At 73.2% G+C, this 16,143-nt stretch carries 12 protein-coding genes; 9 read left to right on the top strand and 3 right to left on the bottom strand.

Annotated elements, in window-relative coordinates:
• The first annotated feature begins 32 nt into the window (after positions 1–32).
• Positions 33–1,766 carry an alpha/beta hydrolase gene (locus tag OG764_RS09850; RefSeq protein ID WP_328968036.1) on the top strand — a complete coding sequence of 578 codons (1,734 nt, stop codon included), beginning with the start codon at positions 33–35 and terminating at the stop codon, positions 1,764–1,766.
• A 96-nt stretch (positions 1,767–1,862) separates the two neighbouring features.
• Here OG764_RS09850 and hemQ read toward each other — a convergent pair whose 3' ends face one another.
• Together hemQ and hemG are read right to left on the bottom strand one after the other, a co-directional pair.
• Positions 1,863–2,585 (bottom strand): hydrogen peroxide-dependent heme synthase, encoded by a 723-nt coding sequence (gene hemQ / locus OG764_RS09855; protein WP_328968037.1) that lies wholly within the window; start codon positions 2,583–2,585, stop codon positions 1,863–1,865.
• A 4-nt stretch (positions 2,586–2,589) separates the two neighbouring features.
• Positions 2,590–4,083: a protoporphyrinogen oxidase gene (hemG, locus tag OG764_RS09860; RefSeq protein ID WP_443055879.1), complete on the bottom strand. Its 1,494-nt coding sequence runs from the start codon at positions 4,081–4,083 to the stop codon at positions 2,590–2,592.
• Between the two features lie 199 nt (positions 4,084–4,282).
• Between hemG and OG764_RS09865 the strand changes: the two genes are divergently transcribed.
• Positions 4,283–5,389, top strand: coding sequence for a DUF4349 domain-containing protein (locus tag OG764_RS09865; RefSeq protein WP_328968039.1), 1,107 nt, complete (start codon positions 4,283–4,285; stop codon positions 5,387–5,389).
• Between the two features lie 73 nt (positions 5,390–5,462).
• A complete protein-coding gene (locus tag OG764_RS09870) occupies positions 5,463–6,872 on the top strand; it encodes an FAD-dependent oxidoreductase (RefSeq protein ID WP_328968040.1) in 1,410 nt (469 codons plus the stop codon).
• Positions 6,873–7,068: 196 nt separating this feature from the next.
• Here OG764_RS09870 and hemE read toward each other — a convergent pair whose 3' ends face one another.
• The gene (gene hemE / locus OG764_RS09875) at positions 7,069–8,133 is read right to left on the bottom strand and encodes a uroporphyrinogen decarboxylase (RefSeq protein ID WP_328968041.1); all 1,065 of its coding nucleotides are present in this window, start codon (positions 8,131–8,133) and stop codon (positions 7,069–7,071) included.
• Between the two features lie 91 nt (positions 8,134–8,224).
• On the opposite strand from hemE, the gene OG764_RS09880 reads away from it, so the two are divergent.
• The 6 genes from OG764_RS09880 to OG764_RS09905 all read left to right on the top strand — a co-directional run bounded on the left by OG764_RS09880 (position 8,225) and on the right by OG764_RS09905 (position 16,018).
• Positions 8,225–8,875: a DUF3000 domain-containing protein gene (locus OG764_RS09880; protein WP_328968042.1), complete on the top strand. Its 651-nt coding sequence runs from the start codon at positions 8,225–8,227 to the stop codon at positions 8,873–8,875.
• Positions 8,876–9,151: 276 nt separating this feature from the next.
• Positions 9,152–9,814 (top strand): response regulator transcription factor, encoded by a 663-nt coding sequence (locus OG764_RS09885; protein WP_328968043.1) that lies wholly within the window; start codon positions 9,152–9,154, stop codon positions 9,812–9,814.
• A 116-nt stretch (positions 9,815–9,930) separates the two neighbouring features.
• Complete coding sequence (locus OG764_RS09890) at positions 9,931–11,214, top strand: ribonuclease D (protein WP_328968044.1); 1,284 nt, start codon at positions 9,931–9,933, stop codon at positions 11,212–11,214.
• Positions 11,215–11,510: 296 nt separating this feature from the next.
• Entirely contained in the window at positions 11,511–12,737 is a 1,227-nt protein-coding gene (locus OG764_RS09895) for a thiolase family protein (protein WP_328968045.1), read from the top strand.
• Entirely contained in the window at positions 12,734–14,872 is a 2,139-nt protein-coding gene (locus OG764_RS09900; protein ID WP_328968046.1) for a 3-hydroxyacyl-CoA dehydrogenase NAD-binding domain-containing protein, read from the top strand. The genes OG764_RS09895 and OG764_RS09900 overlap by 4 nt, the downstream gene beginning before the upstream one ends.
• A gap of 90 nt (positions 14,873–14,962) precedes the next feature.
• Complete coding sequence (locus OG764_RS09905) at positions 14,963–16,018, top strand: phage baseplate protein (protein WP_328968047.1); 1,056 nt, start codon at positions 14,963–14,965, stop codon at positions 16,016–16,018.
• The last annotated feature ends 125 nt before the right edge of the window (positions 16,019–16,143 follow it).

Below are 16,143 nucleotides of genomic sequence, written 5' to 3' on the forward strand. Positions count from 1 at the left end.
ATCCGATGCTCCGATGGAAGGATCGGTCGGGGATGCGGGCTCTCGGACGGTACGCGGCGGCCACGGCGGTCCTGACCCTGACCCTGGGCGGCCCCGCCCCGGCCCGGGCCGCCGCGACCGGGACACCCCCCGCGCCCCGCACGGCCGGCACCCCCCTCGCACAGCCGACCACGAGCGCGATCCCGCCCGCGCCCACGACCACGCCCGCGCTCGGGCCCGCGCTGCCCGCCGCCGGGCAGCCGGCCGCCGAGCGGGCCGGTGCCGAGCGGGCCGCCCGCCGCGCCGCCGCCGCGGGCCTGGCCTTCGGCCGCTGCCCCGTCGTCGAGGACCTCCCCGCGGACCTGCGCTGCGCGCTGCTGGAGGTGCCGCTCGACTACGCGCGCCCCGACGGCCGCCGGATCACCCTGACCGTCAGCCGGGTGGCCGCCACCGGCCCGCGCGCCGGCCGGCAGGGCGCGCTGGTCTACAACCCGGGCGGTCCGGGCGGCTCCGGCATGTACTTCCCGGCGCTCGGCGTGCTCCCGCAGTGGAAGCGCATCGCGGCCGCGTACGACCTGGTCGGCTACGCGCCGCGCGGGGTCGGCCGGTCCGCGCCGCTGTCCTGCCAGGCCCCGGCCGCGTTCGCGAAGGCCCCCACCTCGGCCCCCGTACGCCCCACCGCCGCCGACAAGCGGGAGCGGATCGCGGCGGCCCGGGCGTACGCGCGCGGCTGCGCCCGGCACGCGGGGGCGGCGCTGCGGCACTACACGACGCTGGACAACGTCCGGGACCTGTACGTCCTGCGGGCCGCGCTGGGCGAGCGGAAGCTGACCTTCATGGGTGCCTCGTACGGCACCTACTTCGGCGCGGTCTACGCGACCCTCTACCCGCGGACGGTGCGCCGGATGGTGTTCGACTCCGCGGTCAACCCCGCCCCCCGGCAGGTCTGGTACCGCAACAACCTCGACCAGTCGCGGGCCTTCGAGCGCCGCTGGAACGACTTCCTCGCCTGGACGGCCCGCCGGCACTCCGCGTACGGGCTGGGCCGCACGCCCGCAGCGGTCCGGGCGAGCTACGAGAAGGTGCGGGCGGCGGTGGCCCGGCGGCCCGCGGGCGGCCGGGTCGGCACCGGCGAACTCCAGGCGGCCTTCCTGAAGACCGCGTACTACGACGACTTCTGGCCGGTACGGGCGGCCGCGCTCAGCGCGTTCCTGCGGGGCGATCCGGGGCCGCTCACCGAACAGGCCGCGCCGGACCCGCGGACCGCGGCCGGCGACGAGAACGCGATGGCCGTCTACACGGCGGTGCTGTGCAACGACGCGCCCTGGCCCACGGACTTCCGCACCTGGGACCGCGACCACACCGCGCTCGCGGCGAAGGCGCCGTTCGAGACGTGGGGCAACGCGTGGACCAACCTGCCGTGCGCGTACTGGCCGCAGGGGCACCGGCAGCGGCCGGTGGACGTGCGCAGCGGGCCGGGGGGACTCCCCCACACCCTCGTCGTCGCGGCCGAGCGCGACGGCGCGACCCCCTATGCGGGAGCGCTGGAACTCCAGCGCCGGCTGCACGGCTCCGCGCTGGTCACGGAGGTGCGGGCGGGCGCCCACGGGGTGGCGGGCGGCCAGAACCCGTGTGTGGACCGGCATGTGGAGCGATATCTGCTCACCGGCCGCATCCCGGGGTGGCGGGTGGCGTGTGCGCCGCATCCGGAGCCCGCACCGGTGTCGCTGGACCGCCGGGCGGCAGCACCCTCGCGGAACGAGGGCGTGCTGCCGCCGGGCGTCTGAACTTCCGGGCGGGGTCCGGCTGCGTCGTTTCGGGGGCAGCGCCTCCCGATCCGCCGGAGAAGGTCAGTCCTCCGGCCCGTCCCCCCAGGGGAGGTCTCAGGCGAGTCCGGCCACCAGATCGGCGACGGACTTGCGGCGCCCGGTGAAGAAGGGCACCTCTTCCCGGACGTGCATGCGGGCCTCGGAGGCGCGCAGGTGGCGCATGAGGTCCACGATCCGGTACAGCTCGTCGGCCTCGAAGGCCAGCAGCCACTCGTAGTCGCCCAGCGAGAAGGAGGCGACGGTGTTGGCGCGGACGTCCGGGAAGCCGCGGGCCATCTTGCCGTGGTCGGCGAGCATCCGGCGGCGGTCCTCGTCGGGCAGCAGGTACCAGTCGTAGCTGCGCACGAAGGGGTACACGCTGACGTAGTCGCGCGCGTTCTCGTCGGCCAGGAAGGCCGGGATGTGCGACTTGTTGAACTCGGCGGGGCGGTGCAGCGCCATGTTCGACCAGACCGGCTCCAGCGCGCGGCCCAGCTTGGTGCGGCGGAACAGGTTGTACGCGGTCTGGAGCTCGTCCGCGGTCTCCGCGTGCCACCAGATCATGACGTCGGCGTCGGCACGCAGGCCGGAGACGTCGTAGGCGCCGCGGACGGTGATGTCCTTGGCGGCGAGCTGGTCGAACAGCTCCTGCACCTCGTCGGCGAAGCCGGCGCGGACAGCACCGTCATCGGGCAGCACGTCTCGCAGTTTGAAGACAGACCACAGGGTGTACCGGATGACCTCGTTGAGGTCCTTGGCCTTCTTCCCTGCGTTGGGGATCTTCTCGGGTGCAGTCATGTGCCTATTGTCCCGTGTCCGAATCGGTGCTCTTCGCCAGGGTGCCCAAGATCGCATCGGCGGCCGTCCGGGCGCTGCCGATCACGGCCGGGATGCCCACTCCGTCGTACAGCGCTCCGCACACCGCGAGGCCCGGCAGGGCGCTCACGGCGGACCGGATCCGGGCCACGGCGGCGAGGTGGCCGACCGGGTACTGGGGCAGTCCGCCGTCCCAGCGGGTGACGGTCGAGGCGACCGGCCGGGCGGCCAGGCCCACGGCCTCGCCGAGGTCGGCCAGGGAGGCCCCGACCAGCTCGGCGTCGGGCCGGGAGAGGTCCGCCTCGTCGCGGTGCCGGCCCACGGAGGTGCGCAGCAGGAACAGTTCGGAGTCGTCCCGGTCCACCCAGCCCCACTTGTTGCTGGAGAAGGTGGAGGCCTTGATCGTGCGGCCGTCGACGGGCGGCACCAGGAAGCCGCTGCCCGCGCCCGGCCCGGTGAGGGCGGCCGGCAGCTCGGAGCGGCGGAACGCCATCGTCACCAGGGCCATCGAGGCGTACTCGACCGTGCGCAGTTCGGCGGCGGCCGCGGGGGCGTGGGAGCCGAGGAGCGCGGCGGCGGGACCGGCGGGGGTCGCGAGCACCACGGCGTCGGCGTCGAGCACCTCGCCCGAGGCGGTCACCGCGCGCCAGCCGCCGGGCGTGCGCAGCAGTTCGCTCACGGCGGTCCCGGTGCGCAGGTCCGCGCCGGCGGCCCGGCAGGCGTCGGCGACGGCCTGCGGGAGGCGCCCGATGCCGCCGTCGATGCCCTGGAAGACGGGTCCGGCGGCCTGCGGGGACGCGGCTGCGGCGCGCTGGATCTCGCGCACGCTCTCGCCGAGGCTGCGGTGGGTGCGGACGGCCTCGAACAGCTTCGGCACGGCGGCGCGCATCGAGATGCGGTACGCGTCGCCGGCGTAGACCCCGCCGAGGAGGGGTTCGACGAGGCGGTCGACGACTTCGCGGCCGAGCCGGGCGGCGACGTACGCGCCGACGGCGACGTCCTCGCCGACCTCGGTGGCGGGCAGTTCGGCGTCCTCGGCGGTCCGGCGCAGCCCGGCGTCGGTGAGGACGCCGGAGGCGGCGAGCGGGGCGAGGTCGCCGGGGACGCCCATGACGTGGCCGGCGGGCATGCGGCGCAGGGCGCCGCGGGTCCAGAGCGTCGCGGTGGCGGTGGCGGGCGGCTGGAGGGCGTCGCCGAGGCCGACTTCGCGGGCGAGGGCCACGGCCTCGGGGCGGCGGGCGAGCATGGACTCGGCGCCGAGGTCGACGGGCCGGCCCGCGAGCTCTCCCGCGTACAGCTTGCCGCCGAGCCGGCCGGAGGCCTCCAGTACGGTCACCCGGGCGCCGGCCGCGAGCAGCCGGTGCGCGGCCGCGAGTCCGGCGATGCCGCCGCCGATCACGAGCACCCGCCGGGCCGGGCCGCCCTCGCCGCCCGGGCCGGTCCGCCCGGTGGTTTCCGCACGCACGTCCGCTTCTTGCATGGATGCATCGTCTCATTTCCGGTACCGAGGCCGGAACGTGACGGGTTCGGAACCGGTTCGGGACCATGCGGCGCAACCCGGGGCGGGGGGCGGCACGTCGAAGCAGCACCAGGCAGCGCGGCACGCGTACGGACGTGCCGCACGGCGCCGCGTCACCGCGCGGCGCGATCCAGCGGGAACCGACACTCGGGGGCAGCCCATGCACACCAGCCGCACCAACCGCCGCACCGCCGGGGCGGCCCGGCGCACCGCAGGAGCGCTCGCGGCGCTGTCCCTCGCGGGGGCGCTGGCGCTCACCGGTTGCGGGATGGGCGCCGACGACAGCTCCGAGAAGTCCGCCGGGCTGCGGGCGGACGCCCCGCAGGCCGCCGACGAGGCCGCCCGCGGGACCGAGCGGGGTGCGAACGGCTCCGCGGCGGCGCCCGCCAAGCCCGGTGGCGTGGCGAAGCCGCCCGCGGTGCGCAGCCATGTCATCCGGACCGCGACCCTGGCGGTCGAGGCGAAGGACGCCCAGCGGGCGCTCGGCGCGGCGCGGGCCGCGGCGGTGGACGCCGGCGGGTACGTGGGCAGCGAGTCCACGCGGCGGGACGAAGGCGGCGCGATGGTCTCGCAGGTCACGCTGCGGGTGCCCGCGGACGGCTTCGACCGGGTGCTGGCCGCGCTGGAGGGCGGCGGCAGGCTGCTGAGCCGCAAGGTGGACGCCCAGGACGTCACCCAGCAGGTGGTGGACGTCGAGAGCCGCGTCAAGTCGCAGCAGGCGAGCGTGATCCGGGTCCGCGAGATGATGCAGCGGGCTTCCGCCCTCAGCGATGTGGTCATGCTGGAGGGGGAGTTGAGCAGGCGTCAGGCGGAACTGGAGGCACTGCTGGCGCAGCAGGAATCGCTGAAGGACCGGACCTCGCTCGCCACGATCACCCTGTCGGTCTCCGAGCCGGCCCCGGCGGAGGAGGGGGCCGGGGAGTCGGATCCGGGGTTCGGGGACGCGCTGGCGGGCGGCTGGTCGGCGTTCGTCGCGGTGGTGCGGTGGATCACGCTGGTGTTCGGGGCGGTGCTGCCGTTCCTGGTGCTGGCCGTCGTGCTGCTGGTGGTGCGGCGGCCGCTGCTGCGGGCGTACCGGAAGGTGCGCCCGGCGAGGCCGGTGCGGGCGCCGGAGCCGGTACGGGCGCCGGGTCCGCAGGCGGGTCCGTGGCCGCCGCGGCACCCGCAGGACCCCGCGTCCGGCGCCCCCGCCGCTCCCGTCGCGCCCGTCACGGCCGGGGGGCAGCCGGCGCCGCGGGCCGGCGGCGAGGCCGCCGCGGAGGACTGAACCGGCCTGCCCCCGTAGCGTGTTCCGCAGTGTGCTCCGCGGGAGCACGGTCGACGGAGGGACGGGACGCACGATGGCGACGGAACGACTGGTGGTGGTCGGAGGCGACGCGGCGGGCATGTCCGCCGCGTCACAGGCCCGGCGGCTGCGGGGCCCGGCCGATCTGGAGATCGTCGCCTTCGAGCGCTCGCACTTCACCTCGTACTCGGCCTGCGGGATCCCGTACTGGATCGGCGGCGCCGTGCCGGCCCGGGACGAGCTGATCGCCCGCACCCCCGAGGAGCACCGGGCCCGGGACATCGATCTGCGGATGCGGACCGAGGTGGTGGAGCTGGACCTGGCCGGGCAGCGGGTCCGGTCCCGGGATCTGGAGTCCGGCGCCGAGGAGTGGACGGGCTTCGACCGGCTGGTGCTGGCCACCGGCGCCCGCCCGGTGCGGCCGCCGCTGCCCGGGATCGACACGGCCGGGGTGCACGGGGTGCAGACCCTCGCCGACGGCCAGGCCCTGCTGGACACCCTCGACACGCTGGAGTCCCCCGCCCCGCCGGCGGACGCGCCCGCGCGGCGGGCGGTCGTCGTCGGCGCCGGCTACATCGGCGTGGAGATGGCCGAGGCGCTGGTGGGCCGGGGCTACGAGGTGACGGTTCTGCACCGCGGCGAGCAGCCGATGGCCACCCTCGACCCGGACATGGGCGGCCTGGTGCACAGCGCGATGAACGCCATGGGCATCCGTACGGTCGCCGGGGCCGAGGTCACCAAGATCCTCGGCGGATCCGAGGGCCGGGTCCGGGCGGTGGCCACCGCGGACGGCACCGAGTACCCGGCGGACGTGGTGGTGCTGGGCATCGGCGTCGAGCCGCGCACCGAGCTGGCCCGCGCGGCCGGCCTCCCGCTCGGCGACTCCGGCGGCCTGCTGACCGACCTGTCGATGCGGGTGCGCGGACAGGCGAACGTGTGGGCGGGCGGCGACTGCGTGGAGGTCCTCGACCTGGTCGCGGGCCGGACCCGGCACATTCCGCTGGGCACCCACGCGAACAAGCACGGCCAGGTCATCGGCTCGGGGGTGGGCGGCGGCTACGCGACGTTCCCCGGGGTGGTGGGTACGGCCGTCAGCAAGGTGTGCGACCTGGAGATCGCCCGTACCGGGCTGCGCGAGAAGGACGCCCTGGCCGTGGGGCTGCGCTTCGTGACGGCGACGATCCGCTCGACGAACACCGCGGGCTACTACCCGGGGGCGGCGGAGATGACCGTGAAGATGCTGGCCGAGCGGCGCACGGGGCGGCTGTTGGGCGTCCAGATCGTCGGCGGGGCGGGGTCCGCGAAGCGGGTGGACATCGCGGCGGTGGCCTTGACGGCCGGCATGACGGTGGAGCAGGTCGCATCCCTGGACCTGGGCTACGCCCCGCCGTTCTCTCCCGTATGGGACCCGGTCCTGGTCGCGGCCCGCAAGGCGGTCTCCGCGGTGCGCGCGGCGGGGGTCTGACCCTGCGGGGCTGCTCCCCTACCCGCCCTTCCCCCCGTTCCCCGGTCTCCGCCCGGACCCGGACCGGCGCTCCGCACCGGTGCGCTCAAACGCCGCGTGGGCTGGAATTCGCTGAGCGAATCCAGCCCACGTGGGCGATTGCGGCCTCGCCGGCGTTCGAAGCGCGGGGTCCGGGGCGGAGCCCCGGCAGTGGCGCTTAGCGGGCCGTCTTGGTGTGGACGTAGTCCACGAGGCGGGTCAGGGCCTCGGGGTCGGTGGTCGGCAGGACACCGTGGCCGAGGTTGAAGATGTGGCCCTCCAGACCGGCGGCGGCCGCGAGCACCTCGTCCGTCTTGGCCTCGACCGCCTCGGTCGTGGAGAAGAGCACGGCGGGGTCCAGGTTCCCCTGGAACGCCTTGCCCGGGCCGACCCGGCGGGCCGCCTCGTCCAGCGCGACCCGGTAGTCGACGCCCACGACGTCCGCGCCGGCCTCGCCCATCAGGCCGAGGAGCTCGCCCGTGCCCACGCCGAAGTGGATCCGCGGGACCCCGTAGGAGGCGACGGACTGCAGGACCTTCGCCGACGCGGGCATGACGGAGCGACGGTAGTCCGCCGGGGCGAGCGCGCCGACCCAGGAGTCGAAGAGCTGGACCGCGGAGGCGCCGGCCTCGATCTGGACCTTCAGGAAGGCGGAGGTGATCTCGGCGAGGCGGTCGAGCAGGTCGGCCCACAGCTGCGGGTCGCCGTACATGAGCGCCTTGGTGTGCTCGTGGTTCTTGGACGGCCCGCCCTCGACCAGGTAGCTCGCGAGGGTGAAGGGCGCACCGGCGAAGCCGATCAACGGCGTGGCGCCGAGTTCACCCGTGAGCATGCCGATCGCCTCGGTGACGTACTGGACGTCCTCGGGGGTGAGGTCGCGCAGCTGTGCGAGGTCCTCGCGGCGGCGGATCGGCTGGGCGACGACCGGGCCGATGCCCGGCTTGATGTCCAGGTCGACGCCGATCGCCTTGAGCGGGACCACGATGTCCGAGAAGAAGATCGCCGCGTCGACGTCGTGGCGCCGGACCGGCTGCAGGGTGATCTCGGTGACCAGGTCGGGCCGCATGCAGGACTCCAGCATGGCGGTGCCCTCGCGGACCTTGCGGTACTCGGGGAGTGAGCGCCCGGCCTGGCGCATGAACCACACCGGCGTGTGCGGCACCGGCTCGCGTCGGCACGCCTTCAGGAAGGCGGAATCGTACGTCTGACTCGGCTGGCCCGCGGGGCTGAGGTTGGCGCTCACGACCCGAATCTTCGCACGTATGAAGAAGTGGCCGTCCCGGGGCGGGTGTCCCTGCGCCGTACGGGGCCTCGTTCCGCCTAGTCTTCCCCGCATGGCTGCGGCTCAGGGACGATTTTCAGATGGCGCTGACGGTACGGACAGCGCAAAGGAGAGCTCCGTCCCGCTCCCGTTCCGGCGGGCGGTCGACGGCTTGAAGAAGGCGCGGCTGCGGCCGGGGATCGAGATCGACCCCACCAGGCCGCCCCAGCGGCTCGCGCCGCACGCGTACGCACTGGAGGCAGCGGTGGTGGAAGGGGAGGACGACCTGGCCGACGGCCGGCTCATCCTCCTGCACGACCCGGCCGGTCACGACGCCTGGCACGGGACCTTCCGGCTGGTGACGCTCGTACGGGCGGAGCTGGAGCCGGAAATGGCCGCGGACCCGCTCTTCCCCGAGGTGTGCTGGTCGTGGCTGACGGGGGCGCTGGACGCCCGCGGGCTGACGTACGGGGAGGCGAGCGGCACCGTGACACGGGCGAGCTCGCACTACTTCGGCGGTCTGTCGGCGCGCAGGCCGGCGACACAGATCGAGATCCGGGCGTCGTGGACGCCGCGGGAGGGGGTGGGCGGGGTGCCGGACACGGCGGCCCACCTGTCCGCCTGGTGCGAGCTGCTGTGCCAGGTCGCCGGGCTGCCCCCGGGCGGGCCCGCGGACACTGCGGTGGTCTCCCTGCCACAGCGGCGCGGCCCGCACCACCCGTAGGAACAGCGGCGATCGGCGCAACCCGACATGTCGGGAATGGTCGAAGAGGGACGGATCAGGCCCGTAACGGAGCGTCAATTCGACGCATCCATTACGGGCTTCTGATCGTCCCTTGATCGATCGTGCGTCCTAATTGCCCGAATTGTTACTCACCAAATCGTGATCATTCCCTAAAGCCGGGCGGGTGACGTGCCGAAGGAGTCAGTGACCATCCGTACGGTTCGCACCGGCTTCTTCCCCGAGCCGGCCGTCCCGCCACTCCCCCAGGAGGCCTAGGTGTCCGTTCTTCTCGAGCAGCCCGCAAGCCTGGTCGCCTACCGCCCGAACAAGCCGACGGCCATGGTCGTCGTGGCCGACCCGCGCGTCCGTTCCACCGTGACCCGCCATCTGTGGGCCCTCGGAGTCCGTGACGTGATCGAGGCGTCGTCCATCGCGGAGGCCCGTCCCCGCGTCGGCAACCCGCGCGACATCTGCGTGGCCGACGTCCACCTGCCCGACGGTTCCGGTCTCACCCTGCTCTCCGAGACCCGCGCCGCGGGCTGGCCGAACGGCCTGGCCCTGTCCGCCGCCGACGACATCGGCGCGGTCCGCAACGCCCTCGCGGGCGGCGTCAAGGGTTACGTCGTCACCGGCACCCGTACCAACATCGGGCTTCCCAGCCGGCCCGGCGCCGCCCCGATCGGGTCCGCCGCCGCCCGGATGCACCGCCGCCCCCCGGGTGCCCCGAGCCACCCGGGCGGCTACCGCGAGCTCTCCGGCCGCGAGGTCGAGGTCCTGCGCCTCGTCGCGGAGGGCCAGTCCAACAAGGCCATCGGCGTCTCGATGGGCCTGTCCGCCCTGACCGTCAAGTCCCACCTCGCCCGCATCGCCCGCAAGCTGGGCACCGGTGACCGCGCCGGCATGGTCGCCGTCGCCCTGCGGACCGGAATCATCCACTGACACCGAACCGCCCGAACAGCCGGGGAGCCCCCGGCCGACAGCTGTACGCAGCCCTCGCGCCCGTCGACGGAACGTTCCGGCGACGGGCGCGCTGCATCCGCGGATACCCTTGACAGGTGACCGACGCCCAAGAGACCGCAGCAGAACTGCGCACCACCACCGGGGGCGGCCCCCCGGACGAAGTCGACAAGTCCGATGGGCTGCCGATTCCGTTGCTCGAACCGCGCGAGGGGATCCCTCCGGTGGTCGCGGACGACGAAGCGCTCGCCCGCGTGATCGCGGCCTTCGCCGCCGGCACCGGACCCGTCGCCGTCGACGCCGAACGCGCCTCCGGCTACCGCTACGGCCAGCGCGCGTACCTCGTCCAGCTGCGCCGCGAAGGCGCCGGATCCGCCCTGATCGACCCGGTCGGCTGCCCCGACCTGTCGGGCCTCGGCGAGGTCCTGGCCGGCACCGAGTGGATCCTGCACGCCGCCACCCAGGACCTGCCGTGCCTGCGCGAAATAGGCATGGTGCCGACCTCCCTCTTCGACACCGAGCTCGCCGGGCGGCTGGCCGGCTTCCCGCGGGTCGGACTGGGCGCCATGGTCGAAAGCGTCCTCGGCTACGCCCTGGAGAAGGGGCACTCGGCCGTCGACTGGTCGACCCGCCCGCTGCCCGAGCCGTGGCTGCGGTACGCCGCGCTGGACGTGGAGCTCCTCGTCGACCTGCGCGACGCGCTGGAGAAGGAACTCGACCGGCAGGGCAAGCTCGACTGGGCCCGGCAGGAGTTCGACGCCATCGCCGCGGCCCCGCCCGCGCCGCCGCGCAAGGACCCCTGGCGCCGCACCTCCGGCATGCACAAGGTCCGGCGGCGCCGGCAGATGGCCGTCGTACGGGAGCTGTGGACCACCCGCGACCGGATCGCACAGCGGCGCGACGTGTCCCCCGGGAAGGTGCTGGGTGACGCGGCGATCGTGGAGGCGGCGCTCGCGCTGCCGCTGAACGTGCACGCGCTGTCCGCGCTGCCCGGGTACGGGACGCGGATGGGGCGCCGCCAGCTGGACCAGTGGATGGCCGCGGTGGACCGGGCCAAGGCGCTGCCCGAGAACGAGCTGCCGCTGCCCGGGCAGACGCCGGCCGGGCCGCCGCCGCCGCGCTCCTGGGCGGACAAGGACCCGCTGGCCGCCGCGCGGCTTTCGGCGGCGCGGGCGGCCGTGTCCGCGCTCGCGGAGTCGCTGCACCTGCCGCAGGAGAATCTGATCACCCCGGATTCCGTGCGGCGGCTGTGCTGGGAGCCGCCGGGGCGGGTCACGGCGGACGCCGTGTCCGAGACGCTGGCGGGCTACGGCGCCCGGCCGTGGCAGATCGAGCAGGTCACCCCGGTCCTGACCGCGGCCCTCACCGAAGCCTCAGCCTGACCGCAGCCCCGCCCCCCGAGCCCCCGGCACCCCCGCCGGGGGCTCCCGCGTACCCCGCCGCCGCCGGGGCGCAACAGACAACCCGGCTGACGCCGGGCACCGGGCTCCGCCCGGACCCGCGCCTCAAACGCCGGCGGGGCTGGAGGTTGCCGCCGGGGCGGGAGTGTGACGTTCGCCGCTCCCGGGGTGGGGGGTGTGCACATTGGTTACTCGCAAGTAGCATGGGCCAGGTGAGCGCGCGCTCAGCCGCGCGCGCCGCGCAGCAGCGCCACCCCGCACCCTGGAGGAGAGCCATCGTGCCTCGTACCGTCAGGGACGTCGTCTTCGTCGACGGCGTCCGCACCCCGTTCGGCAAGGCGGGCCCGAAGGGCATCTACCACGAGACCCGGGCCGACGACCTCGTCGTGAAGGCGATCCGGGAGCTGCTGCGCCGCAACCCGGACCTGGACCCCAAGAAGATCGACGAGGTCGCCATCGCCGCGACCACGCAGATCGGCGACCAGGGCCTCACGCTCGGCCGTACGGCCGGCATCCTCGCGGGCCTGCCGCAGTCCGTGCCCGGCTACTCGATCGACCGCATGTGCGCCGGCGCGCTGACCGCCGTCACCGCGGTCGCGGGCGGCGTGGCCTTCGGTGCGTACGACATCGCCATCGCGGGCGGCGTCGAGCACATGGGCCGCCACCCCATGGGTGAGGGCGTCGACCCGAACCCGCGTTTCGTCAGCGAGAAGCTGGTCGACGAGTCCGCCCTCTTCATGGGCATGACCGCCGAGAACCTGCACGACCGCTACCCGACGATCACCAAGCTCCGCGCCGACGAGTACGCCGTGCGCTCGCAGGAGAAGGCCGCCAAGGCGTACGCCGACGGCAAGATCCAGCAGGACCTGGTGCCGATCTCGGTGCGCAACACCAACGAGGCGGCCGGTGAGACGGGCTGGGGCCTGGTCACCGCCGACGAGCCGATGCGCCCGGGCACCACGCTGGAGAACCTGGCGGGCCTGAAGACTCCGTTCCGTACCCACGGCCGGGTCACCGCGGGCAACGCCGCCGGTCTCAACGACGGCGCCACCGCCTCCCTCATCGCGTCCGAGGACTTCGCCCGCGAGAACAACCTCCCGGTCAAGATGCGCCTCGTCTCGTACTCCTTCGCGGGTGTCGAGCCGGAGGTCATGGGCTACGGCCCGATCCCGGCCACCGAGAAGGCCCTGGCCCAGGCCGGCCTGACGATCGAGGACATCGGTCTCTTCGAGATCAACGAGGCCTTCGCGGTCCAGGTCCTCGCGTTCCTGGAGCACTACGGCATCGCCGACGACGACGCCCGCGTCAACCAGTACGGCGGCGCGATCGCGTTCGGCCACCCGCTGGCCTCCTCGGGCGTCCGCCTGATGACCCAGCTGGCCCGCCAGTTCGAGGACCAGCCGCACGTCCGCTACGGCCTGACCACCATGTGCGTCGGCTTCGGCATGGGCGCCACGGTCATCTGGGAGAACCCGCACTTCACCTCCGAGGGAGACGCCAAGTGAGCACCACCGCCGAGCTCCTGAAGGGCGCCGCCGAGCTCTTCCCGGACGAGGTCGTCACGCAGGCGCACGTCCGTCACCTGGACCTGCCGTTCGGCGCCGGGCGCTTCGCGCTCATCACGCTGGACAACGGTTTCGACCACACCAAGCCGACCACCTTCGGCCCGCAGTCCCTCGCCAACCTGAACGCGGCGATCGACCAGGTCGAGCAGGAGGCCACCGCCGGCACCATCGTCGGCGCGGGCCTCACCGGCAAGCCGTTCATCTTCGCGGTCGGCGCCGACCTCAAGGGCGTCGAGCTGCTGAAGAAGCACGACGAGGCGCTCGCCATCGGCAAGGGCGGCCACGACGTCTTCAAGCGCCTGTCCGCGCTGGCGGTCCCCACCTTCGCGTACTACAACGGCGCGGCGATGGGCGGCGGTGTCGAGGTCGGTCTGCACTGCACCTACCGCACCGTCTCGAAGGCCATCCCGGCGTTCTCGCTGCCCGAGGTCTTCCTCGGCCTGGTCCCCGGCTGGGGCGGCTGCGCCCTGCTGCCGAACCTGATCGGCGCCGAGCGCGCGGTCTCGGTGATCATCGAGAACTCGCTCAACCAGAACAAGCAGCTCAAGGGCAAGCAGGTCTTCGACCTGGGCATCGCCGACGCGCTCTTCGACGGCGCGGACTTCCTGGAGCAGTCGCTGCTGTGGACCGCCCGGGTCCTCACCGGCGAGACCGAGGTCGTACGGGCCGAGATCGACCGCGCCGAGGGCTGGGACGCGGCCGTCGCCAAGGGCCGTGCCATCGCCGACTCCAAGGTGCACGGCGCGGCCCCGGCCGCCTACCGCGCCCTGGAGATCATCGAGGCCGCCAAGGACGGCGACCTCCAGAAGGGCTTCGACGCCGAGGACACCGCGCTCGCGGACCTCATCATGGGCGGCGAGCTGCGCTCGGGCATCTACGCCTTCAACCTGGTCCAGAAGCGCGCCAAGCGCCCGGCCGGCGCCCCGGACAAGTCCCTGGCCCGCCCGGTCACCAAGGTCGGCGTCGTCGGCGCGGGCCTGATGGCCTCGCAGCTGGCGCTGCTCTTCCTGCGCCGCCTCGAGGTGCCGGTGGTCCTCACCGACATCGACCAGGAGCGCGTCGACAAGGGTGTGGGCTACGTCCACGCCGAGATCGAGAAGCTGCTCGGCAAGGGCCGGATCAACCAGGACAAGGCCAACCGCCTCAAGGGCCTGGTCACCGGTGTCCTGGACAAGGCGGCGGGCTTCGCGGACGCGGACTTCATCATCGAGGCCGTGTTCGAGGAGATGTCCGTCAAGCAGAAGGTGTTCGCGGAGGTCGAGGCGGTCGCCCCGGCGCACGCGATCCTCGCCACCAACACCTCCTCGCTGTCGGTGTCGGAGATGGCCTCCAAGCTCCAGCACCCGGAGCGCGTGGTCGGCTTCCACTTCTTCAACCCGGTCGCGATCCTCCCGCTGCTGGAGATCGTCCGCGGCGAGCAGACCGACGACGCCTCGCTGGCCACGGCCTTCGGTGTCGCCAAGAAGCTGAAGAAGACCGCGGTCCTCACCAAGGACGCCCCGGCGTTCGTCGTGAACCGCATCCTGACCCGCTTCATGGGCGAGATCCAGAACGTCATCGACGAGGGCACCCCGGTGGTCACGGCGGAGAAGGCCATCGAGCCGCTCGGCCTGCCGATGTCCCCGCTGGTGCTGCTGGAGCTCGTGGGTCCGGCCATCGGTCTGCACGTCTCCGAGACCCTGAACCGCGCCTTCCCGGAGCGCTTCACCGTCTCGCCGAACCTCAAGCGCGTCGTCGAGGCCGGCAAGCGCGGCTTCTACGTCTACAAGCCGGAGAACGGCTTCAAGCCGGAGCTGGACCCCGAGGTCGCCGCCCTCCTCGTGCAGGGCGACACCGTCCTGACCGAGGAGCAGGTCCGCGACCGCGTCCTGGACGCGGTGGCGCAGGAGATCGGCCTGATGCTGGAGGAGGGTGTCGTGGCCGAGGCCCAGGACATCGACCTCTGCCTCATCACGGGTGCCGGCTGGCCCTTCCACCTGGGCGGCGTGACGCCGTACCTGGACCGCGAAGGCGTCTCCGAGCGAGTGAACGGCAAGAAGTTCCTGGCCCCGGGCCTGGCGAGCGTCCCGGTCTGAACCGCCCGCACCGCCTGAACCACACGGCCCGTCCCCGGTACCCCGGGGGCGGGCCGTGCCCGTTGACACCCGGATGACAGAATGCCGATCATGAGTTTCCGTACCGCTGACGAGAAAAGCCGACCGAGCCGCAGGACGATCCTGCTGGCGGGAGGTGCCGTGCTCACGGGGCTCGCCGGTACCGGAATCATTGCCACGGCCATGCGGGACGAAGAGCAGCCGGAGAAGGAATACGGAACCCATGTCGGTGAATTCGACATGGCACGCTCCAAGGAATTTCTGGCGCCGACTTCGCTCTACAACAAAACCGGTCCGCAGTCTTTCGCATTCGATGACGAGAACCAATTCGTCTACACGCTCCAGCTCATCCAGGGTGGAATAGAACTGCCTGACGAAAGAGGCGCCCTCACCACCGGTTCACGGCGCGAATACGGCGATATGTGCGTCACCCGCCTGGATTTCGACGGCAAGATACGCGGACACATGTATCTGCGCGGATTCGGCCACGGAATTTCCCTCGGCGTGGAGCCCACGGACGGCCGGACCCACCTGTGGGTGGAGGGCGACGCCGCCGGCGGCAAGAGCGGCTACGGGCGCACCGTGACCCGGGTCCCGTTCCGCGACGGGAGCGTCCTGGACAGCTCCGACCCGGACGTGCGCCACCAGGAGCCGCTGCCCGGCGCGCTGGCCACCCACCCGGCCCTGGACCTGGAGACGCGCCGTGTCCTGGTCAGCTTCCGGGAGGGCACCGAACGCCGGTACGCCATCTACCCCATGGACCGCTTCCGCAAGGGCGCCCACGGGGCGCTGCACGAGCTGCCCGACGTCTGGCAGCGGGACGGCGAGTCCTTCCAGGGCTGCGCCCTGTACGGGGACTACATCTACCAGCTGACCGGCAGCCCCTACACGGATGACGAAGGCGAGAATCCCCCGTCCGACGGAGGAAATACGTACGTGTCGGCCATCGACGTGCAGACGGGGAAGCGGGCCGGCCGGCAGCTCGTGACGGCGGCACCCGACCTCGACTTCCGGGAGCCGGAGGGAATCGCCGTGAGCATGGCGGGCGGGCGTCCGCGGCTGTGCGTGGGCTTCTCCGTGAAGAGCGGCGACCGGCGCAAGCTCACTGTGTATCGCTTCACACAGTGAAGCGCGGAGAGAACGCCGGGGTTCCGGAAAAATAGCCGGACCGTGACGGGGTGGGCACGGAGCGTCACATTTTATTGCGCGCCGATCACGCGACGGTCAGCTGTTGATGAACAGTCCCGCCCGTG

Origin of the sequence: Streptomyces sp. NBC_00239 (genome assembly GCF_036194065.1) — a bacterium.
In the GTDB taxonomy this organism is placed as follows: Bacteria; Actinomycetota; Actinomycetes; order Streptomycetales; family Streptomycetaceae; genus Streptomyces.

What these genes read in the sequence shown, in the direction of transcription:
- OG764_RS09850 (WP_328968036.1), top strand. Translation starts at nt 33, where the DNA reads ATGCGGGCTCTCGGACGGTACGCGGCGGCCACGGCGGTCCTGACCCTG.
- OG764_RS09870 (WP_328968040.1), top strand. Translation starts at nt 5,463, where the DNA reads ATGGCGACGGAACGACTGGTGGTGGTCGGAGGCGACGCGGCGGGCATG.
- OG764_RS09880 (WP_328968042.1), top strand. Translation starts at nt 8,225, where the DNA reads ATGGCTGCGGCTCAGGGACGATTTTCAGATGGCGCTGACGGTACGGAC.
- hemG (WP_443055879.1), bottom strand. Translation starts at nt 4,083, where the DNA reads ATGCAAGAAGCGGACGTGCGTGCGGAAACCACCGGGCGGACCGGCCCG.
- OG764_RS09905 (WP_328968047.1), top strand. Translation starts at nt 14,963, where the DNA reads ATGAGTTTCCGTACCGCTGACGAGAAAAGCCGACCGAGCCGCAGGACG.
- OG764_RS09865 (WP_328968039.1), top strand. Translation starts at nt 4,283, where the DNA reads ATGCACACCAGCCGCACCAACCGCCGCACCGCCGGGGCGGCCCGGCGC.
- hemQ (WP_328968037.1), bottom strand. Translation starts at nt 2,585, where the DNA reads ATGACTGCACCCGAGAAGATCCCCAACGCAGGGAAGAAGGCCAAGGAC.